The organism is Pseudomonas sp. CFII68, assembly GCF_000416195.1.
GTDB classification, from domain to species: domain Bacteria; phylum Pseudomonadota; class Gammaproteobacteria; order Pseudomonadales; family Pseudomonadaceae; genus Aquipseudomonas; species Aquipseudomonas kilonensis.
Window position 1 is genome coordinate 34,456 of record NZ_ATLN01000032.1, and the last position, 20,893, is coordinate 55,348.

At 51.8% G+C, this 20,893-nt stretch carries 20 protein-coding genes and 1 pseudogene; all 21 read left to right on the forward strand.

What is annotated here, in order from left to right:
* The first annotated feature begins 54 nt into the window (after nt 1-54).
* The 21 genes and pseudogenes from CFII68_RS21170 (at nt 55) to CFII68_RS27375 (ending at nt 20,825) form a co-directional block, all read left to right on the forward strand.
* Entirely contained in the window at nt 55-333 is a 279-nt protein-coding gene (locus tag CFII68_RS21170; RefSeq protein ID WP_018602958.1) for a hypothetical protein, read from the forward strand.
* Between the two features lie 136 nt (nt 334-469).
* Nucleotides 470-766: an integration host factor subunit beta gene (gene ihfB / locus CFII68_RS21165; protein WP_003199243.1), complete on the forward strand. Its 297-nt coding sequence runs from the start codon at nt 470-472 to the stop codon at nt 764-766.
* Between the two features lie 26 nt (nt 767-792).
* A complete protein-coding gene (locus CFII68_RS21160; protein WP_018602966.1) occupies nt 793-1,017 on the forward strand; it encodes a lipopolysaccharide assembly protein LapA domain-containing protein in 225 nt (74 codons plus the stop codon).
* A 176-nt stretch (nt 1,018-1,193) separates the two neighbouring features.
* The gene (locus tag CFII68_RS21155; protein ID WP_018602968.1) at nt 1,194-2,249 is read left to right on the forward strand and encodes an LPS O-antigen chain length determinant protein WzzB; all 1,056 of its coding nucleotides are present in this window, start codon (nt 1,194-1,196) and stop codon (nt 2,247-2,249) included.
* Nucleotides 2,250-2,907: 658 nt separating this feature from the next.
* Nucleotides 2,908-4,221, forward strand: a complete 1,314-nt coding sequence (gene wbpA / locus CFII68_RS21150; protein ID WP_018602969.1) for a UDP-N-acetyl-D-glucosamine 6-dehydrogenase — start codon at nt 2,908-2,910, stop codon at nt 4,219-4,221.
* Between the two features lie 17 nt (nt 4,222-4,238).
* A complete protein-coding gene (gene wbpB / locus CFII68_RS21145; protein WP_018602971.1) occupies nt 4,239-5,189 on the forward strand; it encodes a UDP-N-acetyl-2-amino-2-deoxy-D-glucuronate oxidase in 951 nt (316 codons plus the stop codon).
* A gap of 111 nt (nt 5,190-5,300) precedes the next feature.
* The gene (locus CFII68_RS21140; protein WP_018602973.1) at nt 5,301-7,148 is read left to right on the forward strand and encodes an acyltransferase family protein; all 1,848 of its coding nucleotides are present in this window, start codon (nt 5,301-5,303) and stop codon (nt 7,146-7,148) included.
* A complete protein-coding gene (gene wbpD, locus CFII68_RS21135; RefSeq protein WP_018602974.1) occupies nt 7,145-7,720 on the forward strand; it encodes a UDP-2-acetamido-3-amino-2,3-dideoxy-D-glucuronate N-acetyltransferase in 576 nt (191 codons plus the stop codon). Before CFII68_RS21140 ends, wbpD begins: the two co-directional genes overlap by 4 nt.
* Before the next feature lie 2 nt (nt 7,721-7,722).
* Nucleotides 7,723-8,805, forward strand: coding sequence for a DegT/DnrJ/EryC1/StrS aminotransferase family protein (locus tag CFII68_RS21130; protein ID WP_018602976.1), 1,083 nt, complete (start codon nt 7,723-7,725; stop codon nt 8,803-8,805).
* A 271-nt stretch (nt 8,806-9,076) separates the two neighbouring features.
* Nucleotides 9,077-10,312 carry an oligosaccharide flippase family protein gene (locus CFII68_RS21120; RefSeq protein ID WP_018602980.1) on the forward strand — a complete coding sequence of 412 codons (1,236 nt, stop codon included), beginning with the start codon at nt 9,077-9,079 and terminating at the stop codon, nt 10,310-10,312.
* Complete coding sequence (gene hisH / locus CFII68_RS21115; protein WP_018602982.1) at nt 10,309-10,917, forward strand: imidazole glycerol phosphate synthase subunit HisH; 609 nt, start codon at nt 10,309-10,311, stop codon at nt 10,915-10,917. The genes CFII68_RS21120 and hisH overlap by 4 nt, the downstream gene beginning before the upstream one ends.
* Nucleotides 10,917-11,672 (forward strand): AglZ/HisF2 family acetamidino modification protein, encoded by a 756-nt coding sequence (locus CFII68_RS21110; protein ID WP_033062459.1) that lies wholly within the window; start codon nt 10,917-10,919, stop codon nt 11,670-11,672. The genes hisH and CFII68_RS21110 overlap by 1 nt, the downstream gene beginning before the upstream one ends.
* A gap of 145 nt (nt 11,673-11,817) precedes the next feature.
* Nucleotides 11,818-12,951 carry an N-acetyl sugar amidotransferase gene (locus CFII68_RS21105; protein ID WP_156886083.1) on the forward strand — a complete coding sequence of 378 codons (1,134 nt, stop codon included), beginning with the start codon at nt 11,818-11,820 and terminating at the stop codon, nt 12,949-12,951.
* Between the two features lie 17 nt (nt 12,952-12,968).
* Nucleotides 12,969-14,087: a glycosyltransferase family 4 protein gene (locus CFII68_RS21100; protein WP_018602988.1), complete on the forward strand. Its 1,119-nt coding sequence runs from the start codon at nt 12,969-12,971 to the stop codon at nt 14,085-14,087.
* On the forward strand, nt 14,088-15,179 hold the full coding sequence (gene wecB, locus CFII68_RS21095; protein WP_018602990.1) for a non-hydrolyzing UDP-N-acetylglucosamine 2-epimerase: 1,092 nt from the start codon (nt 14,088-14,090) through the stop codon (nt 15,177-15,179). It abuts the gene before it with no gap.
* Nucleotides 15,176-16,402 carry a glycosyltransferase family 4 protein gene (locus CFII68_RS21090; protein ID WP_018602992.1) on the forward strand — a complete coding sequence of 409 codons (1,227 nt, stop codon included), beginning with the start codon at nt 15,176-15,178 and terminating at the stop codon, nt 16,400-16,402. The genes wecB and CFII68_RS21090 overlap by 4 nt, the downstream gene beginning before the upstream one ends.
* Nucleotides 16,399-16,992 carry a sugar transferase gene (locus CFII68_RS21085; RefSeq protein ID WP_018602994.1) on the forward strand — a complete coding sequence of 198 codons (594 nt, stop codon included), beginning with the start codon at nt 16,399-16,401 and terminating at the stop codon, nt 16,990-16,992. The genes CFII68_RS21090 and CFII68_RS21085 overlap by 4 nt, the downstream gene beginning before the upstream one ends.
* A complete protein-coding gene (locus CFII68_RS26485; protein WP_018602996.1) occupies nt 16,989-17,606 on the forward strand; it encodes an acetyltransferase in 618 nt (205 codons plus the stop codon). Before CFII68_RS21085 ends, CFII68_RS26485 begins: the two co-directional genes overlap by 4 nt.
* A gap of 86 nt (nt 17,607-17,692) precedes the next feature.
* A complete protein-coding gene (locus tag CFII68_RS21080; protein ID WP_018602998.1) occupies nt 17,693-18,871 on the forward strand; it encodes a DegT/DnrJ/EryC1/StrS aminotransferase family protein in 1,179 nt (392 codons plus the stop codon).
* Between the two features lie 146 nt (nt 18,872-19,017).
* Nucleotides 19,018-19,510, forward strand: a pseudogene (locus CFII68_RS21075) (polysaccharide biosynthesis protein); the annotation flags it as partial.
* 136 nt (nt 19,511-19,646) lie between these two features.
* On the forward strand, nt 19,647-20,825 hold the full coding sequence (locus CFII68_RS27375; RefSeq protein ID WP_033062462.1) for a hypothetical protein: 1,179 nt from the start codon (nt 19,647-19,649) through the stop codon (nt 20,823-20,825).
* Nucleotides 20,826-20,893 lie beyond the last annotated feature (68 nt).

The window sequence follows — 20,893 nt, forward strand, 5'->3', positions numbered from 1 at the left end:
GGGGTTCCGGCTTGTGTGCGTAATGGGGCCAGGCTCTCTACCTAAAGGATCTGAATGAACAAGTTCTTTCTGGTGTTGGTCGTCCTGATGCTGGCGGGTTGCTCTACAAGCGCCAAGACCCACGCAGTGCGTGGTGTCAGCGGTATCGAGGTCGACTGCTCGGGATTGGGTTCCGGCTGGGAGAAGTGCCATAAGAGAGCTGCAAGGGAGTGTAAAGGTGCTGGCTACAAGGTGATTACCCGATCCGACGACGCGAAGGATGAAGATTGGTATCCCTTTGGTTTCAATCCGGCAGGCTATGTGACTCGAACGATGCTGGTCATCTGTCGGTAGCATCTCCCTGCTTGCGCGGAAAGAGGCGGTAGGGGAGTCAAGAAGAATGTCAATACTTGGGCTGTTCAAATCCCTCCGGTCATGCTAAAACCTTTTCAAGCGATTTTCCTAGCTGCTTGAAAAAGAAGGGAAAAATATGACGAAGTCGGAGTTGATCGAACGAATTGTCACCCATCAAGGGCTACTCTCATCCAAGGATGTGGAGCTGGCCATCAAGACCATGCTTGAACAAATGTCCCAATGCCTGGCTACGGGAGATCGTATCGAAATCCGTGGTTTCGGCAGCTTTTCCCTGCATTACCGCGCTCCGCGGGTTGGGCGCAATCCCAAAACGGGTCAGTCCGTCAGTCTTGATGGGAAGTTCGTTCCTCATTTCAAGCCGGGTAAAGAGCTTAGGGATCGGGTGAATGAGGAGGAGGGGGATGAGCTCTGACGGAGCGCCAAAACAGAGGAATTCTCATGCGGAACTTTAAACGCCTGGCCCTTGTCGTACTTGCGCTGCTCGTGGCTTCAGCTATCGTCCTGTTCGTGCTTGAAAACAACCAGCCAGTGGCACTGCTGTTTCTGGGCTGGTCAGCTCCGCAGCTTCCTGTCTCGGTGTTCGTGATCCTGGCGCTTCTCGCTGGTATGGTAGTCGGGCCGTCGCTTGCGTGGTTTCTAGGGATGCGTAGAAGGCCGAAATAATGGATGTGTGAGCCCAGTAGTCTTGGTGTAAGGATCACGGCCAACAATTTTTTCTGACTTTGGGTGCGTTTTGTTCAAATTTAACTTGATTCAGTTTATCGCTGTGCCTGTCTTGCCTTTTAGTGAGTTCGATGTGTCTGTAGACGCAATGCCAAAAGAGGGGGGCGGGATCACCCATGCCAAATAATCGTGTTGAAACCCAAGGCACCGATGAGATCGATTTGATTGCTCTTGCGCGTGGGCTATGGGGGCAAAAGTTGTTGATCCTTGCGGTCACCTTGTTGGTTGCCGTGGGTGCGGCAGCTTATGCATATCTCAGTAAGCCGGTTTATCAAGCCCAGCTTTTTATCATGCCACCCACTCAGAACGGCATTGCTGAGTTGAACTATGGTCGAGGGAAAAGTACTGAGCTGGAGCCTTATTCCATCAAGCATGTCTATGACGTATTTGCCCGAAATCTACAGGGGGAGTCTCTTCGTCAGACATTTTTCAATGAGGTTTATCTTCCTTCACTTGATGAGTCCGAGCGAAAGGGTGCACTTGATCGCTTGTATGAGCGTTTCTCTCGAGAGCTCGTGATAAAAGGGCCTGGTAAAGATACGCCGGACCGCTATTCGGTAACGGTCCAGGGGGGGGATCCCGTTCGAGCTACGGAGTGGGCGAAGGCTTATGTGGCGCGCGCCAGTGAAGCGGCTGAGTCAGAGCTGATCAAGAACGTTACGGCTGAAGCCGCGGTAAGAGCGCGTAATCTGGAGCAGCGTATTGTCGGTTTGCGCGAAACTGCACAGCGAATACGTGAGGATCGAATTCAGCAATTGCGCGAAGCATTGAAGATCGCCGAAGCAATTGGTCTCACCGGCCCGAGCATAAACTCTACGGCGGCTGTTGATATAACGGTAGAAACTGGCAATAAAATGGATTACCAGCGAGGTAGCAAAGCCTTGGCTGCGGAAGTGAAAGCGCTGGAGTCGAGAGCTTCTGACGACGCGTTTATATCGGATTTACGTTCGCTCCAAATGCGCTACAGTTTTTACCGTAAGTTGAATATTGATCCGGAAAGCATTTCGGTTTATCGGCAAGACGGTAGCGTTGAGGTGCCGCAAAGCCCAATCAAGCCAAGAAAGGCTTTTATTTTGCTGCTGGGTATTATTGCTGGCGGAATGCTGGGTAGCTTCATCGCGTTAATTCGATTTTCGGTTATTCGGAGTAAGGAGCAGAAACTGAAGAGTTGAGATGATCAATTTCTCGATTCTAAAGTATTTTTGTGGCTCCTTAGAGATAGCGCCGAGTGATTGTTTAAGCCCGTCTTTATGAGGATCCTCTTCGTAAAGACGGGTTTTTTATTGGTTCTGAATAAATTAGAAATGGGTGGTGGTTTTAAATTGGGCTGGAGGTTGACAGCGAGATAGAGGTGCATGGTTTGAATAGGCGGTGAAACCTCGTCTGTTGTCGTCATGAGGTACGCCAGCGGGGCCGTCTTCAGTGGTTAGATATCATAATGATGTCAAAAGCAAGCCGGCTAACTGAAGCAAGCCAAGCTAACCAGAACTCAGTAAAGTGCAATCCAGGAAAGCCATTTTGCTACACAACAGGCATAATGGCGGTTTGTGGTGGTGCGGGATGAACGTGCCGCTCAGAAGCCGGTAGCAACAGGCCTGTGGTGTATTGAAATCAGCCCATGGTGAGACATCTGGAGGGCCGGCGGTAGGTGCCGGAGGTGCTGCCCTATAATGAGTTTTCGGCAGGAGCTGAGGTGAAAGCGTCCAGCATCCGTCCGGCGGGCTGAGACGGAGGTTTACCTGTTGTGCAATGGTAGGGGGCAGGCAGATTCAGGCCTGATCCATAGCTCTGATGAATTAGATGATTTTGACAAGTTAAATGGAGAGTTGGATGTCGAGCATAAAGCAGGCGAGCGTCGCCAAATTTAAAGCAAAAGAGGCCGTCATCGGTATCGTCGGTCTTGGGTACGTCGGCCTGCCTTTGATGCTGCGTTATAATGCGATTGGGTTCAAAGTCATTGGGCTTGATATTGATAGTTCAAAAGTTGATCTGCTGAACTCAGGCAAAAGCTACATTGAGCACATTCCTGGCGAAAAAATCGAAGCCGCTTGCCGGAGTGGATTTGAGGCCACTACCGATTTTACTCGTGTGCCGGAATGTGATGCGCTGATTCTCTGCGTGCCGACCCCATTAAATAAATATCGCGAACCCGATATGAGTTTCGTGATAAATACGACTGATGCGATAAAGCCTTATTTAAGGGCTGGTCAGGTCGTCTCTCTTGAAAGTACAACTTACCCGGGCACTACAGAAGAAGAACTGCTACCGCGTGTCCAGGAGAAAGGATTACGTGTTGGCGAGAATATCTTCCTGGTTTATTCTCCGGAACGCGAAGATCCGGGCAATCCAAACTTTGAAACCCGTACCATTCCAAAGGTAATCGGTGGGCACACGCCCGCGTGCCTCGAGGTCGGTGTCGCTCTCTATGAGCACGCGATTGACCAGGTTGTACAGGTTAGCTCCACCAAAGCAGCTGAAATGACCAAATTGCTGGAAAATATCCACCGCGCGGTCAATATCGGCTTGGTGAATGAGATGAAAGTGGTCGCGGACCGCATGGGCATTGATATTTTCGAAGTAGTCGACGCCGCTGCAACCAAGCCCTTCGGCTTTACTGCCTACTATCCGGGCCCCGGTCTTGGTGGTCACTGCATTCCAATCGACCCGTTCTATCTGACTTGGAAAGCCCGTGAGTATGGTTTGCACACACGGTTTATCGAACTTTCGGGTGAAGTCAACCAAGCCATGCCAGAGTACGTTCTGAGCAAGTTGATGGACGGCCTGAATGAGCGTGGCAAGCCTTTGAAAGGCAGCAAAATTCTGGTGCTTGGTATCGCCTACAAGAAGAACGTAGACGATATGCGTGAGTCGCCTTCGGTTGAAATCATGGAACTGATCGAGGCCAAAGGAGGCATCGTAGGGTATTCCGATCCGCACGTCTTGAAGTTCCCGAAGATGCGCGAGCACCACTTCGACCTTTCCAGTGAGCCTCTGACCGCTGAAGTCCTAAAGGCTTATGATGCTGTCATCCTGGCCACCGACCACGATAAGTTCGACTATGAGCTTATCAGTCAACAGGCTCAACTGATCATCGATAGTCGTGGTAAGTATCGCGCCCCTCAATCGAATATTATCAAAGCTTGATGACAGGAGAGTTCTGGATGAAACGTTTTGCTCTAATTGGTGCCGCCGGATATATCGCCCCACGCCATATGCGCGCCATTAAGGATACCGGCAATACATTGGTGTCCGCTTATGACATCAATGACTCGGTAGGCATCATCGACAGCATTTCACCGCAAAGCGAATTCTTTACCGAGTTCGAGTTCTTCCTTGATCACGCTCACAGCCTCAAGCGCGACCCAGCGACCGCCTTGGATTACGTGTCGATCTGCTCGCCTAACTACTTGCACCAACCGCACATTGCCGCCGGTCTGCGCCTGGGCTGTGACGTGATCTGCGAAAAACCGCTGGTGCCGACCCCGCAGCAGCTGGACCAGTTGGCCCTGATCGAGCAGGAAACCGGCAAGCGCCTGCTCAACATCCTGCAACTGCGCCATCACCAGGCAATTATTGCTTTGAAGGACAAGGTTGCCCGCGAGAACAACCCGCACAAGTACGAAGTCGACCTGACCTACATTACTTCCCGCGGCAAGTGGTACCTGCAAAGCTGGAAAGGTGACCCACGCAAGTCGTTCGGCGTAGCCACCAACATCGGCGTGCACTTCTACGACATGCTGCATTTCATCTTCGGCAAGCTGCAGCGTAACGTTGTGCACTTCACTTCCGAACACAAGGCGGCCGGTTACCTGGAGTACGAGAAAGCACGCGTACGCTGGTTCCTGTCGGTCGACGCCAACGACCTGCCTGAATCGGTGAAGGGCAAGAAGCCGACTTACCGTTCGATTACCGTCAACGGTGAGGAAATGGAGTTCTCCGAAGGCTTCACTGACCTGCACACCACCAGCTACGAGGAAATCCTGGCTGGTCGTGGTTATGGCATCGAGGATGCTCGCCACTGCGTGGAGACGGTCAATACCATTCGCAGTGCGGCCATCGTCGTGGCAGCGGACAACGAAGCGCATCCGTTCGTCCAAGCCCTTTCTCGCTGACCGGTGAGACAACACGGGTGGCTTTGCGCCACCCGTTTTCAAATTTCCCAAGCAGGATCGCAAACCAGCGTGTCGAACGATAATTTCAACAAGTCAAATGAAGCGGGTGCGATGCGCCACGCGCGCAGTATTCGTCTCGATATTCAGGGCTTGCGTGCAATCGCGGTGCTGGCGGTCATGCTTTATCACGCCAATAGTGGCTGGCTGAAAGCCGGCTATGTTGGCGTCGACATCTTTTTTGTCATCTCTGGCTTCATCATAACGGCATTGTTGACCGAGCGAAGCGACAAGGTCGATCTTGTTTCATTCTATGCCAGCCGCATCAAGCGTATTCTGCCGGCGTATTTCGTCATGCTGGTGGTGGTGTGCGCGCTGTCCGCTCTTCTGTTTCTGCCTGATGACTTTGCATTTTTTCTCAACAGCCTGAAGTCCTCGGCGCTGTTTACCAGCAACCAGTACTTCTCTGGCTTCGGCAGTTATTTCGCGCCGCGGGCCGATGAGTTGCCGCTTCTGCATACCTGGTCCTTGGCCATCGAGATGCAGTTCTATCTGTTCTTCCCAGTGCTGGTCATTTGCTTGCCAAAGCAGTGGCGTCTCATGGCGTTTGCCTTGTTAGCCGCCAGTCTGTTTGCCTGGAGCGGCTACCGTGGACTGGGCGAATCGCAAGATGGGATGTACTTTGCCCTGTCGGCACGGATTCCCGAGTTTATGGTCGGTGCCATCGTTGCCTTGCTGATGCGCCAGCGCGAGCTACCCATGTTACTGGCAAGCGTGTTCGGTGGGCTGGGCGCAATCCTGCTGGCTTGGGCGGTGCTGGCTATCGATAAGCAACACTTCCCAGGCTTCTGGTCCATCCTGCCCTGTGTCGCGGCAGGGCTGCTCATCGTCGCCCGGCGTGGTCCGGTCAGCGCGTTTCTGGGCACTCGGCCGATGGTCTGGATCGGCGGCATTTCCTATTCGTTGTACCTGTGGCATTGGCCGGTGCTGGCGTTTATTCGCTATTACACGGGGCAGTACGAGCTGACGGCTGCATGGTTGCCGATTTTCGTGGCCAGCTCTGTACTGCTGGCATGGCTTTCCTATCGCTTGGTCGAAACACCCGCCAGAAACGCTTCCGGCATGCGCCAGGTGCCCAAGTGGGCTGTAACCGGTGCTGTGGTCGTGCTGGTGGCGTGGGGGGGGCAACGTGTCAACGCCTCGCTGGTCGCTCCGTTGCCTGTGGAACTCACCCGTTATGCTGCTCCAGAGCTTATCTGCCATGGCACCCAAGTGGGCGCGTGCAAGCGAGGCAAGGCGGATGCCGAAGTGTCCGTCCTGGTCATTGGCGATAGCCATGCTGCCCAATTGAACTACTTCTTCGACCAGGTGGGCGAAGAGCAGGGCGTCGCTTACCGTGTGCTCACTGCCAGCAGTTGCGTGCCTATCCCCGGCTTCGACTTTGAACGCCTGCCAGCGTGGGCGCAAAAGCCTTGCCGCGCGCAGATCGAGGCCGTGGCTCGTGAGTTGCCGAAGGTGGAGCGGGTGATCGTCGCAGGCATGTGGCAGTACCAGATGCAGAGCCAAGCATTCGCCAAGGCGTTTGCTGAATTTCTCGTCGATACTGCAGGAGCCCATAAACACATCGTGGTGCTTGCTCAGATACCAATGTTTGAAACAGACGTACAGCGGCTAAGGCGTTTTACCGAGCTTGGCCTGCCGGCGCCATTGACATTCAATCACGAGTGGCAGGTTGCTAACCAGCAAGTTCAGGCCATTGTCGACCGCACGCCTGGTGTGCGTTTCCTGGACTTTTCCAATAGCAGCTTCTTTGCCTCTGCGCCTTATCAGCAAGGCTTGCTCATCTACCGTGACAGCCACCACCTCAACGAGGTGGGTGCAAGTCGTTATGGGCACTATGCTGCCGAGCAACTGCAGCGAGCTTTCGATCAACCTCAGTCCAATGTGAGTCTGACGCCATGAATTACTATCAGCACCCAAGCGCGATCATCGATGAGGGCGCGCAGATCGGTGAAAACTCCCGTGTCTGGCACTTTGTCCATGTTTGCGGGGGCGCCCGCATCGGTGTCGGCGTTTCGCTCGGTCAGAATGTGTTTGTGGGCAACAAAGTCGTGATCGGCGACCGCTGCAAGGTCCAGAACAATGTGTCGGTCTACGACAATGTCACGCTGGAAGAGGGCGTGTTCTGTGGCCCCAGCATGGTCTTCACCAATGTCTATAATCCGCGTTCGCTGATCGAGCGCAAGGACCAGTACCTCGATACGCTGGTAAAAAAGGGCGCGACGCTTGGCGCCAATTGCACCATCGTCTGCGGCGTTACCATTGGTGAATATGCCTTCGTCGGTGCCGGTGCGGTCATCAACAAGGATGTACCGGCCTATGCATTGATGGTGGGTGTGCCCGCACGGCAGATTGGCTGGATGAGCGAATTTGGCGAGCAATTGCAGTTGAACGGGCAGGGCGAGGCCTTCTGCTCGCATACGGGGGCGCGCTACGTGCTGAACGGAAAACTTTTGAACAAGACGGATGCCTGAGCATGATTGAATTCATTGACCTGAAAAGTCAGCAAGCACGTATCAAGGACAAGATCGATGCCGGCATCCAGCGTGTCTTGAGCCACGGCCAGTACATTCTCGGCCCAGAAGTGCAGGAACTGGAGGAGCGCCTGGCCGCCTTTGCCGGCGCCAAGTTCTGCATCAGTTGCGCAAACGGCACCGATGCTCTGCAGATCGTGCAGATGGCCCTGGGCATTGGCCCTGGCGACGAGGTGATCACACCGGGCTTCACCTATATAGCCACTGCCGAAACAGTTGCGTTGCTGGGTGCCAAGCCTGTCTACGTAGACATCGACCCACGTACCTACAACCTTGATCCACAATTGTTGGAGGCGGCGATTACTCCGCGCACAAAGGCGATTATCCCGGTCTCGCTGTACGGCCAGTGTGCTGATTACGATGCGATCAACGCCATTGCGGCCAAACATGGCATCCCAGTGATCGAGGACGCGGCTCAGAGCTTTGGTGCTTCGTACAAAGGCAAGCGTTCGTGCAACCTCACGACCGTTTCCTGCACCAGCTTCTTCCCTAGCAAGCCGTTGGGCTGCTATGGCGATGGCGGTGCGATCTTTACCAATGACGAAGCGCTGGCTACTGTCATTCGCCAAATTGCCCGGCATGGCCAGGATCGCCGTTATCACCACATCCGGGTTGGGGTGAACAGTCGACTGGATACCCTGCAAGCGGCCATTCTGTTGCCCAAGCTTGAAATTTTCGAAGAGGAGATTGCGCTGCGTCAGCAAGTGGCGGGTTGGTACGACGAGGCCCTCAAGCAGGCGGGCGTCGACACTACCCCTTTCATCGAGGCAGGCAATATCAGCGCCTACGCGCAATATACCGTGCAAGTGGACGATCGGGATGCTGTCCAGAAACGATTGCAGGCCGCCGGCGTTCCGACTGCCGTGCATTATCCTATCCCACTGAACAAGCAACCTGCAGTGGCGGACGAAGCATCGTCGTTGCCAGTTGGTGACAAGGTTGCCACTCGCGTGATGAGTCTGCCTATGCATCCCTATCTGGACAAAGTTTCCATCGATACCATTTGTGCTGCGTTGACGAGCTGACGGATGTACATACTTGCTCGGGCCGACAGGTCTGTCCCGGTGGATACCGTTTTGGTTTTCGCCTGCTTTGCCGCTGTTCTGTGGGTGAACACTTATTCCATGGTTCTTCTCCATGAGTATATGGGCGCGGCCAACAAGTCTGTCGATGTCGGGCTGTATCTGTTGATTCTGGCGTTTGCCAGTGCGGGGCTGTGTGGCGGAGGGATTCGCAGGCTAGACCATTCTTTGTGCTTATCTCCTTCCCGTTCAAGATATCTTGGAGTGTGAAGCGATGAGCGCAATCTTCATCAAGCGCGTGGCGCGAGTATTGCTGGGAGCACTTGGCGCTCAGCTGATTACCATCGGCGTCACCCTGCTGCTGGTTCGTCTGTATTCCCCTGCCGAAATGGGTGATTTTAGTGCCTGGCTTTCGTTCGCTACCATTTTTGCGGTGATGGTCACCGGGCGCTATGAGTTGGCAATCTTCGCCACTAAGGCGGAAAACGATTTTCATGCCGTGATCAAGCTCATATTGCTACTCATCCTATCAATTACCATTTTAGTAGCTGGCGGTCTTGTATTGGCGACGCCTTTTATGGAGGCACTGCCTGCTGTAGTGGGTGATTATTGGTTGGCCTTGGCAATCGTTTCGTTGGGTTTAGGTGCAAACAAACTGGTCTTGTCCCTCCTTACCTTCCAACAGTCCTTCAACAGGCTGGGAGGCGCGCGCATCAGCCTTGCTGCCTGCATCGCAGTCGCCCAAGTGTCCGCCGCTTATTTATTAGGCGGTGTCTCGGGTCTTATTTATGGCCAATTGTTCGGCGTCATCGTTGCCACGGCGCTGGCGGCTATCTGGGTTGGTAAACCGTTGATCGTTGCCTGTGCCGCGACGCCTTGGCGCGCGGTGAGGCAAAGCGCGGTGAAGTACATAAACTTCCCCAAGTTTTCCTTGCCCGCAGACCTGATCAACACGGTCGCCAGCCAGATTCCGATCGTGCTGTTGGCAGCGAAGTTCGGCGGAGAGAGTGCGGGCTGGTTCGCTTTGACACTGAAGATCATGGGCGCTCCTATCTCCCTGCTAGCCGCCTCGGTACTTGATGTTTTCAAGGAGCAAGCTGCCCGTGACTATCGGGAGACGGGAAGCTGCCGCGGCATCTTCATCAAGACCTTCAAGCTACTCGCAGTACTAGCGCTCCCCCCCTTCGTAGCCTTCTGGTTCGTAGGTGAATGGGCGTTCAGTTTCATATTTGGCGACGCCTGGGCTGAATCAGGGCGCTATGCCGTGTTGATGATTCCGCTGTTCTACATGCGGTTCGTCGTCAGCCCCCTGAGTTACACGATCTATATCGCGCAGCGGCAGAATCTGGACTTGGTGTGGCAGCTAACCCTGCTGGCCTTGACGTTTGCCTGCTTCACCCTGCCGGATACCGTGGATTCGGTGTTGTGGTTCTACTCCATGGGCTATGCAATCATGTATTTCATTTATTTCTGGATGTCCTTCTACTGCACCAAGGGAGATGCCAAGTGATCGTTGTTGTTGATTATGGTGTAGGGAACATCGCCTCGGTCTTGAACATGCTGAAGCGAGTGGGCGCCAAAGCCAAGGCATCGAACAGTCGTGAGGATATCGAGCAGGCGGACAAACTCATTCTGCCAGGGGTGGGCGCTTTCGACGCTGGGATGCAGACACTGCGAAAAAGCGGCCTGATCGAGGTGTTGAATGAGCAGGTGCTGGGCAAGCAAAAGCCGGTAATGGGTGTATGCCTCGGCAGCCAGATGCTTGGCAATGGCTCTGAGGAGGGCATCGAGCCTGGTCTTGGCTGGATCGACATGGACATTGTCCGTTTCGAGAAGCGTGAGGGGCGCAAGGTGCCACACATGGGTTGGAATGAAGTTACTCCTCGGTTGCAGCACCCAATTCTGACGGGGCTCAATCAGCTGAGCCGTTTTTATTTTGTCCACAGTTATTACATGTTGCCGCGACATGCGGAGAACACCTTGCTGACCGCTAACTACGATCAACAGTTTACCGCCGCAGTGGTCAGGGACAATATTTTGGGCTTCCAATTCCATCCGGAAAAAAGTCACAAATTTGGTATGCAACTATTCAAGAATTTCGTGGAGTTGGTCTGATGGTCAGGAGGCGCGTAATTCCCTGCTTGTTGCTTAAGGATCGCGGCCTGGTCAAGACCGTGAAATTCAAAGAGCCTAAGTACGTCGGCGATCCCATCAATGCCATCCGGATCTTCAACGAGAAGGAAGTCGATGAGCTGGTGTTGCTCGACATTGAGGCTTCAAAACTCAACCGTGAGCCCAACTACGAATTGATCGCCGAGGTGGCGGGTGAGTGTTTCATGCCCATTTGTTATGGGGGGGGGATCAAAACCCTGGAGCATGCCGAGAAGGTGTTTGCCCTCGGTATCGAGAAAATTTCCATCAATACGGCTGCGCTCGCCAACCTTTCGCTGATCCGTCAAATCGCCGACAAGTTCGGGTCGCAAAGCGTCGTGGGGGCCATGGATTGCCGGAAGGGCTTCTGGGGCGGGTATTCTGTATACTCGGAAAACGGCACAAAAGATACCAAACGCTCCCCGGTCGAATGGGCCCAAACGCTTGAGGCGGCAGGGATTGGCGAAATCTTCCTGAACTCAGTCGACCGTGACGGCACACAGAAGGGTTTCGATACTGCGCTGGTAGAAAGCGTTGTTTCTGAGGTGCACGTACCTGTCATCGCTTGCGGTGGCGCTGCTTCCACGGCAGACCTGATTGAGCTTTTTGACCGTACTGGCATTTCTGCCGTGGCGGCAGGCAGCCTTTTTGTGTTCCACGGCAAGCATCGCGCCGTACTGATCAGTTATCCAGACATCAACAAGTTGAGTGCTGGATAAGCAAAAATGAATTTTCTCAAAGGCAGCGTCTCTTGGAAGCCCTTCGGCTTTACAGGCTCTTCGCTGCCTTGATTGCCATACAAATCGGGTCTGCTGCTGGGTTGTCCAATCAGGCAGGCCGATGAAAACGTTTTGGAGGTGGGTAGTGGTGAAGGTCTGTTCGCGCTGTGTCATGGATACATCTGACGCTGAAATCGTGTTCGATGATGCGGGAGTGTGCAATCACTGCCACAAGTTCGACAATGTCCAATCCAAGCAACTGTTTACCGATGCTAGTGGTGAACAGCGTCTCCAGAAGATCGTCGATCAGATCAAGAAAGAGGGCGCCGGCAAAGAGTATGACTGCATCATTGGCCTTAGTGGCGGAGTGGACAGCTCCTACTTAGCCCTGAAGGTCAAGGACTTCGGGTTACGCCCACTCGTGGTGCATGTGGATGCAGGCTGGAATAGTGAGCTGGCTGTCAGCAATATCGAAAAAATCATTAAGTATTGCGGGTATGACCTGCATACCCATGTGATGAACTGGGAAGAAGTTCGCGAGCTGCAATTGTCTTATATGAAGGCCGCCGTTGCCAATCAAGACGTGCCGCAAGATCACGCATATTTTTCCAGTATGTACCGTTTTGCTGTGCAGAATAATATCAAATATATTTTGAGTGGTGGGAATCTCGCGACTGAAGCGGTGTTTCCTGATACCTGGCATGGCAGTGCGATGGATGCGATCAATCTCAAGGCAATTCATAAGAAGTATGGTGAGCGGCCGTTGCAAGATTATAAAACCATCAGCTTCTTGGAGTATTACTTCTGGTATCCGTTTGTCAAAGGTATGCGGACTGTGCGTCCGCTTAACTACATGAATTATGACAAGTCCAAGGCGGAACTGTATTTGCAGGATACGATTGGCTATCGCTCCTATGCCCATAAACATGGAGAGTCTATTTTTACGAAGCTGTTCCAAAATTATTATCTCCCCAAAAAATTTGGTTATGATAAGCGAAAGTTGCATTACTCCAGCATGATTCTCTCTGGTCAGCTGACTCGTAAAGAGGCCCTTGAGAGATTGGCGCAACCATTGTATGACCTTGATGAGCTGCAGTATGACATTGAGTATTTTTGCAAAAAGATGCGAATCTCTACTTCGGAATTTGAAGCGCTGATGGGTGCACCCATACATGATTATTCTGATTTTAATAATTGGGATTCGCGCAAGAACTGCATGAAGAAGCTTCAGAATATAGTTCAGCGGATTCTGGGGCGGCGCATAAATGTTTACTCTTGAGTTGAAGGATAAATAACATGGCTAGAATTGCTCATGTGTCATCCGTCCACTCTCGTTACGATGTTCGTATCTTTCAAAAGCAATGCAGAACTCTTGTCGAAGAAGGGTATGAGGTATATTTTCTTGTTGCGGACGGCAAAGGTGATGAGGTCAAGGAAGGCGTTACTTTTATCGATGTTGGGAAGTTGCAGGGGCGCCTAAATAGAATATTTAAGACGACCAAAATCATTCGCAAAAGAGCAGCGGAACTTAATGCTGATGTCTATCATTTGCACGATCCTGAGCTCATCCCCGCCGGGCTGAAATTGAAAGCGCTTGGAAAGAAGGTGATTTTCGACGCGCATGAAGATGTTCCCAAGCAAATATTGGGTAAGCCTTATTTAAATAAGGTTTCAAGGGTCCTTATATCGAAAGTCTTCTCTGCTTACGAAACATGGGCATGTCGAAAGCTTGATGCAGTTTTGGCGGCGACCCCCTACATACGCGATAAATTTTCGGCTATCGGTGTTCGTGCACTTGACATCAATAACTATCCTATTATAGGGGAGCTGTCTGGTGGTAAGGTGGACTGGTCAAATAAAAAAGCGCAAGTCGTTTATATTGGCGGGCTTGGAGAGATTCGCGGTATTCGGGAGATCGTCCAAGCGATAGGGTTAGCCTCGCCCAGTGTATCCCTTTCAATCGGCGGCGTTTTCACTGAGTCTGCCTTTGAGTCGGCAGTTAAGACTGAGCCAGGATGGCGCAAGGTTATCCATCTCGGATGGCTGGATCGTCAAGGTGTTAAAGAGATACTCGATGGTTCAGTGGCGGGCCTCGTGACACTTCATCCTACCCCGAACTATTTGGATGCATTGCCAGTAAAGATGTTCGAGTATATGGCTGTTGGATTACCAGTGATTGCCTCTAACTTCACTCTCTGGCGAAATATCATTAACTCCAGTAAGTGTGGCGTTTGTGTTGACCCATTAAACGCTCAGGAAATAGCCAGGACAATCGACTATCTGGTCGCGCACCCTGCGGAAGCGGAAGAGATGGGTCAGAATGGCCAGCGAGCTGTTCTTGAAAAATATAACTGGGGCGTCGAGGCAAAAAAGCTTTGCCTATTTTACTCCGATTTGTTAGAGGTTAAGCAGTAAATGAAGATTTTGACAATAATTGGAGCGCGCCCCCAGTTTATCAAGGCAAGTGTCGTTTCTCATTTTATTTCCACGCTGCCGGGAATCGAAGAAATTGTCGTTCATACGGGTCAACATTTTGACTTTAATATGTCTGATGTATTCTTCCATGAACTGGGTATGAGTGCGCCGACCTATCATCTAGATGTTCATGGTGGTAGTCACGGTGATATGACTGGGCGGATGCTGATTGAAGTTGAAAAGGTTTTGCTTCTCGAGCGCCCTGATATTGTACTTGTGTACGGCGACACCAACTCCACATTAGCGGGAGCGTTGGCCGCCGTGAAGTTGCATATTCCCGTCGCGCATGTGGAAGCCGGGCTGCGGTCTTTCAATATTGCTATGCCTGAGGAAGTGAACCGTATCCTGACCGATAGGGTTTCTCGTTGGATGTTTACCCCTACCGTGACGGCGGCAGAGCATCTAACAAAAGAAGGTGTAAGTAGAGCCAACATAATTCCAGTCGGAGACGTCATGTATGACGTCGCGAAGTTCCATGGCAGACGTGTTGACGCCAGCGGGCGCGTAATGTCTAAACTCGGCCTCAAAGAAGCTGGCTTTGTACTGGCGACAGTTCATCGGGCAGAAAATACCGATGATCCGGCTCGGCTTACCTCGATCGTCGAAGCATTCCGTGACCTGTCTACCGATTTGCCGATCGTGTGGCCAGTGCATCCACGTACCAGAGCAGTTTTGGAGAAACGTGGGCAATTGGATGATATACCTCAGAATCTGCACCTGATCGACCCAGTTGGTTATTTGGATATGGTTCAGCTCGAGAAGCATGCCGCACTCATTGCCACTGACTCCGGCGGAGTTCAGAAAGAGGCGTTCTTCTATGGCGTCCCCTGCGTCACGTTACGGGATGAAACTGAGTGGATAGAATTGGTCGAATCCGGATGGAATCGCCTGGTATCACCGAAGTCGTCGCAAGAAGTTGCAGCAGCTATTCGTGCAGCGGTGGGCACTAAGGGTCAAGCTGTCCAGCCTTACGGTGACGGCAATGCGGCAGAACTGATCGTACGACGCCTTGTAGAGGATCTTTCGGCATGAAGAATGTCTGGATTCTTAACCACTACGCGCAAGAGCCAGGTGGTGCAGGTGGCACGCGTCACTATCAACTGGCGAAGAACTTACCTGCTCATGGTTGGAGGGCTTCGATTATTGCGGCCAGTGTAGAGCATCAGTCTGGCCGACAGCGTCTTGAAGTTTCTCAAGCCTCGAGACTTGATGAATATGCCGGCATTCCGTTTCTATGGCTAAAAACGTCTGAGTACAAGGGCAATGGTACCGCGCGGATGCGCAACATGCTCGAATACTCTTGGCAGGTTGTTAGGCCTGGCAGGCTTTCCGCACTGAACAAACCTGATGTCATCATTGGATCTAGCGTTCATCCCTTTGCGGCAGCCGCTGGAGCCATGCTTGCTTGGCGATATAAAGTGCCTTTCGTATTCGAAGTGCGGGACCTATGGCCGGAAACGCTGATCGATATGGGGCGGTTAGAGCGCAAAAGTATAATTGCTCGTTCGCTTCGCGTATTGGAAAAGTGGCTCTACAAACGTGCCAAGCGGATTGTCGTATTGCTGCCTAAGGCGCATGAATACATCGTCCCTATGGGAATCGATCCAAAGAAGATTGTTTGGATTCCAAACGGGGTCGATCTTGAAGATTTTCCTCGCCCTGAGGAAAAGGCCGTTGGTGATGAGTTCACGCTGATGTACTTTGGGGCTCATGGCTCAGCCAATGGGCTCGATAATGTGTTGCGCGCGCAAAAAATCATCGAAGCCGATCCTGAAATGTCGCATGTTAAACTGCGAATTATTGGCAACGGGCCGTGCAAGGTAGACTTGCTTAACCTGTCCAGTGAGTTGGGCCTTAGGCGTGTAAGTTTCGAAGACCCTGTTCCTAAACGGCAAATTCCGGCACTGGCCGCGGAAGCGGATGCCTTTGTTTTCAATCTAATCAATGCACCAGTGTTCAAGTATGGGATCAGCTCGAACAAATTGTTCGATTTCATGGCGGGCCAGCGTCCAGTTCTTTTTTGCTGCGATGCAGGTAATAACCCCATAGAAGATTCTGGTGCCGGATATACGGTTGAGCCAGGTAATCCCAAGGCGCTGGCTGAGGCGATTGTCAGAGTGTCTAGGCTTTCAAGCGCCGAGCGGGTAAAGATGGGGCGTGCGGGGCGCCACTACGTCGAAATCGAGCATGGTTTCGATAAGCTTGCCAGAAACCTGGCACAGTGCCTCGACGAAGCATGTGAGCCCACCAGATGAAGAGAGTAATTGACTTCGTCGGTGCCCTGGTGGGCTTGATCGTTCTGTCCCCGGTAATAGTTATCGTGGCAATCCTGATCAAGCACCGGTTAGGGGGACCAGTGTTATTCCGACAGGTTCGTCCCGGGCGTGGTGGAAAGCCTTTTGAAATGGTCAAATTCCGTACCATGCGTGATGCATATAGTCGCGATGGCGCACCATTGCCTGATGTGCTACGGATGACTCCATTTGGCAGCTTCCTACGCTCCAGCAGCCTGGATGAATTACCGGAGCTTTGGAATGTGCTTAAAGGCGAGATGAGTCTAGTAGGGCCTAGGCCGTTGTTAATGGAGTATCTGCCGCTCTATAACACGCGCCAGTACCTTCGACACCAGGTCCGGCCAGGCGTTACGGGTTGGGCCCAAATCAATGGGCGTAACACACTGGGCTGGCCAGAAAAATTCGAACTAGATGTGTGGTATGTCGAGAATCGCTCCCTATGGCTAGATTTGAAAATTATCGCTCTGACGATCAAGAAAGTCGTAAAAAAAGACGGTATCAGCGCTAGTGGAGAAGCCACTATGTCCAAATTTACGGGCAACCAGGAATGAAAAAGCTTGCAATACTTGGCGCAAGTGGTCATGGCAAAGTAGTCGCCGATACTGCTGAGTGTTGTGGCTGGTCAGATATTGTTTTCTTTGATGATGCATGGCCTTCACGAACCACCAATGGTCCCTGGGAGGTGGTGGGCACAGGCAGCGAGTTGTTTGAGCGTATCGGTGAGTTCGAGGGTGTTGTTGTCGCTATTGGCAATAACAATATTCGCCAACAGAAGCTTATCGCACTCATTCAGCGAGGAGCTGTTGTGGTGACGCTCATTCATCCTGCAGCTCATGTTAGCCGCCACGCCAGTGTGGCTGCGGGTACAGTGATTTTTGCAGGGGCTGTAGTGAATGCCGGCTCCAGCGTGGGGTTGGGCGGGATTTTAAACACCGGATGCAGTGTCGATCACGATTGCGTTCTGGCAGAAGCCGTTCATATCAGCCCAGGTGCTCGGCTTGCCGGTGGGGTCGAGGTGGGTGATCGCGCATGGGTAGGAATAGGCGCTTGCGTAAAGCAGCTGGTAGTACTCGGCGCTGATGTATTGGTTGGTGCGGGGGCGGCAGTCGTGGCTGATGTTGTAGGAGGCTGCATAGTGGTAGGCGTTCCTGCGCGGGTCTTATAGAATTCCATCCATTTGGTGATGCGGCGGTAGACCCTGTTTTAAGCCCGTTTGCATTCTTGCCAGTTTGACGAATCAGGATTAGTTCAATGCTGAATACCCCCTTTTCTCCGTGGCCATCTTTCTCCGAAGAGGAGGCAAACTGCGCTCGCGACATCATTCTGTCCAACAAGGTAAACTATTGGACCGGGCAGGAGTGCCGCCAATTTGAGCGAGAGTTCGCCGATTGGGCTGAGACTGATTATGCGGTCGCAGTGGCCAATGGTACGGTAGCGCTCGACTTGGCGCTTCTGGCACTGGGTATTGGCGCTGGTGATGAAGTGATTGTGACTTCCCGAACCTTTTTGGCCTCTGTTTCCAGCATCATTAACGCTGGCGCCATCCCTGTGTTCGCGGATGTAAATGCGGACTCACAGAATATTGATGCGTCAACCGTCAAGTCAGTTCTGTCTCCTCGTACCAAAGCCATCATCTGTGTTCATCTTGCCGGATGGCCTTGTGATATGGACCCCATCATGGCCCTGGCGACCGAGCACGGGATCCGAGTAATTGAAGACTGTGCACAGGCGCATGGGGCCCGATACAAGGGCAAGGCGATCGGGTCGATAGGTCATATCGGTGCTTGGTCGTTCTGTCAGGACAAGATAATGACCACTGCCGGTGAAGGTGGCATGGTTACGACGAATGATCGTGAACTTTGGCTCAAGATGTGGTCGTTCAAGGATCATGGAAAGAGCTGGGAAGCCGTGTATGAGCGACAGCATGCCCCAGGATTCCGTTGGCTGCACGAGAGCTTCGGCACCAACTGGAGAATGCTAGAGGTACAAGGCGGGATTGGCAGGATTCAGCTGAAACGGATGCCTCAGTGGCACCAGTCGCGGTTGGCTAACGCTCGCCGTATCTGGGATTGCGCCAAGGCTTTGCCGGGGTTGCGTGTTCCTGAGACTCCCAACGATATCGTGCATGCAGCGTATAAGTGTTATGTCTTCGTAGAATTAGATCAACTCGCAGAAGGGTGGGATCGGGACCGGATTCTTAGCGAGATCGGCGCCTGCGGCGTGCCTTGCTTTTCGGGTTCATGCTCAGAGGTCTATCTGGAGAAGGCTTTCGACAATACCCCGTGGCGACCCGAGGAGAGCTTGTCAGTGGCAGCGCGACTCGGAGAAACAAGTCTGATGTTCTTGGTTCATCCAACGCTGACGGACGCCGAAATGGCCAAGACTTGCGAAGTGTTGGCAAGGGTCATGCACGACGCCGCTGGGAAATGAAATCCTGGGTGATAACTAACGCATGAAAACATGTGATACCACCCAAGTTCGACTTCTTTGGTCAGATTACACCGGCCAGGCAGGACGAATGCATGAAATGCAATTGGAAGGGGGCTGGTTTGGGGCGGAGTCAGGAGAGTAAGTGGATGCCGGATAGGCTTCGTACGGGAATGCTGCGGCTCCCACTCCAAGTAGTGACGGACGGGGTGCTGGTCTGGCTTGCCCTCTGGCTTGCGTTCATCGTACGTCTTGGTGTAGATGAAATCTATGGGCCATTGTCTACTCACTACTGGTTATTCTTGGCAGCCCCCATCATCGCTATACCCATTTTTATTCGTTTCGGCATGTACCGCGCTGTCATGCGCTATTTTGGAAATGATGCGCTTATTGCTATCTGTAAAGCGGTGTCACTGTCATCACTTATATTGGCATTGGTCGTCTATTGGCATAGCAATCATACTGCGTTTTTTCCTCGTTCAATTGTATTTAATTACTGGTGGTTAAGCCTGATGTTGATCGGCGGGCTACGTCTGATAGAGCGTCAGTACTTTCTGGGCGACTGGTTTGCAGCCAGTCTGCATGTACCGTTTACCAATCGTGACCTTGCCAAAGGTCGCAATTTATGATGCTGGAGCGGCCGTTAGCTAAGGGTATAGAGAACAACTTTGACGCAAGCGTTGTGTGAGGATGGTTCGGGCGCTTGGCCATGACTTAGACTTCGCGCACAGGTATCATTCGCCAGGATATGTTGGATACGAACAGGCATGTATAACTAATGATTATTAAGCTGCCCCTTTTAAAGATTTCACAATATTTGTTTGCCTTGTTGTTTCCAGGTACCATTCTTTATTATGTTGCTGTTACAAGTCATATTATACCTCCTCTTGCGGGTGGATACTTCGGTGTGATTTGCGTTTTGTCATTGCTCATACTGTTTCCGTTAAGCGTTTGGGACGTGCTGCGAAGGGGTAGAATGGAGCTCGTAGAGTTTTCATATACACTATTTTTATTTTTTTTCACCGCAATTGTCATCTGGAATGGGGTGTTTGGTGGTTCTAGTGTTATGACTTGGCATTTGGTTTCAGTTCTGCAAAGTTTGGCGGTGTTTACATTGTGTAAAAGAGTATTCTCGCATTCGGTAGAAGGCTCTCGCGTTATTTTTCTTTGTTGGTTGGCAGCTTCTATATGTATACTTACATTTACCCTGGATGGCCGATTCATACTCCGTGGAATGGCCGATGACGTTGGTCAGATCCCTAGCTATCAGACGTTTGCGCTTTGCTATTTCATTGCAACAGTATTTATTGTTAGGTCCGCAACAAGTCGACAGCTACGCATGGGTGTTCATATTGTTGCGTTAGCCTGTCTATACATCAACTCCGCCAGAAGTGAGTTTGCCGGATACGTTTTTTTTGCCTTGTTGTTGGAGTTTCTTTCTTGTAGGAAGAAGTTCACGCCGATCATTATTGGCGCAATGGTTATAGGTTTGTCTTCTATTATGCTGACTACTGGTGGTATTAGCATTCCAGAAAGCAGAGTCGCAACCTTGGTTAACTTGCAGGAAGATAATTCGAATAATGAGCGAGATAGAATGGCTCGCGAAGGCATGGAGAAAATATTTAATAGCCCTATAGTTGGCGCGTACGGCGAATACGAAGAGGGCGGATACATCCATAATGTAATGTCGGTATGGCAAGAAACAGGTATCGTTGGTGGGGTATTCTTCGCTCTGTTGGCTTTCCTTCCGTTCATTCAAGGGTGTGTGAATTATAGTTTTAGAAGCTCAACGCACCAATCAAATATTGCTATTTCATTGCTCGCAACATCAATACTGCTTTTGATTGTAGGGAAATATTTTACATATTTGATGCTTCCTGCGGCGTTGGCTATCTACGCATCCTCTAAACCTGTGAATCTTCGTGATCAAGCGAGTCTAGACTCTGTACGAAAATAGCTCTTGTGATTACCGCAGAGAGCATGCCAGTTAAACCATCGAAAAGCTATGTCGCGATGGTATGCTAC

Excerpts from the sequence above, each read along its gene's own strand:
- CFII68_RS21170 (WP_018602958.1), top strand. The coding sequence starts at position 55 with ATGAACAAGTTCTTTCTGGTGTTGGTCGTCCTGATGCTGGCGGGTTGC.
- ihfB (WP_003199243.1), top strand. The coding sequence starts at position 470 with ATGACGAAGTCGGAGTTGATCGAACGAATTGTCACCCATCAAGGGCTA.
- CFII68_RS21160 (WP_018602966.1), top strand. The coding sequence starts at position 793 with ATGCGGAACTTTAAACGCCTGGCCCTTGTCGTACTTGCGCTGCTCGTG.
- CFII68_RS21155 (WP_018602968.1), top strand. The coding sequence starts at position 1,194 with ATGCCAAATAATCGTGTTGAAACCCAAGGCACCGATGAGATCGATTTG.
- wbpA (WP_018602969.1), top strand. The coding sequence starts at position 2,908 with ATGTCGAGCATAAAGCAGGCGAGCGTCGCCAAATTTAAAGCAAAAGAG.
- wbpB (WP_018602971.1), top strand. The coding sequence starts at position 4,239 with ATGAAACGTTTTGCTCTAATTGGTGCCGCCGGATATATCGCCCCACGC.
- CFII68_RS21140 (WP_018602973.1), top strand. The coding sequence starts at position 5,301 with ATGCGCCACGCGCGCAGTATTCGTCTCGATATTCAGGGCTTGCGTGCA.
- wbpD (WP_018602974.1), top strand. The coding sequence starts at position 7,145 with ATGAATTACTATCAGCACCCAAGCGCGATCATCGATGAGGGCGCGCAG.
- CFII68_RS21130 (WP_018602976.1), top strand. The coding sequence starts at position 7,723 with ATGATTGAATTCATTGACCTGAAAAGTCAGCAAGCACGTATCAAGGAC.
- CFII68_RS21120 (WP_018602980.1), top strand. The coding sequence starts at position 9,077 with ATGAGCGCAATCTTCATCAAGCGCGTGGCGCGAGTATTGCTGGGAGCA.
- CFII68_RS21110 (WP_033062459.1), top strand. The coding sequence starts at position 10,917 with ATGGTCAGGAGGCGCGTAATTCCCTGCTTGTTGCTTAAGGATCGCGGC.
- CFII68_RS21100 (WP_018602988.1), top strand. The coding sequence starts at position 12,969 with ATGGCTAGAATTGCTCATGTGTCATCCGTCCACTCTCGTTACGATGTT.
- wecB (WP_018602990.1), top strand. The coding sequence starts at position 14,088 with ATGAAGATTTTGACAATAATTGGAGCGCGCCCCCAGTTTATCAAGGCA.
- CFII68_RS21090 (WP_018602992.1), top strand. The coding sequence starts at position 15,176 with ATGAAGAATGTCTGGATTCTTAACCACTACGCGCAAGAGCCAGGTGGT.
- CFII68_RS21085 (WP_018602994.1), top strand. The coding sequence starts at position 16,399 with ATGAAGAGAGTAATTGACTTCGTCGGTGCCCTGGTGGGCTTGATCGTT.
- CFII68_RS26485 (WP_018602996.1), top strand. The coding sequence starts at position 16,989 with ATGAAAAAGCTTGCAATACTTGGCGCAAGTGGTCATGGCAAAGTAGTC.
- CFII68_RS21080 (WP_018602998.1), top strand. The coding sequence starts at position 17,693 with ATGCTGAATACCCCCTTTTCTCCGTGGCCATCTTTCTCCGAAGAGGAG.
- CFII68_RS27375 (WP_033062462.1), top strand. The coding sequence starts at position 19,647 with ATGATTATTAAGCTGCCCCTTTTAAAGATTTCACAATATTTGTTTGCC.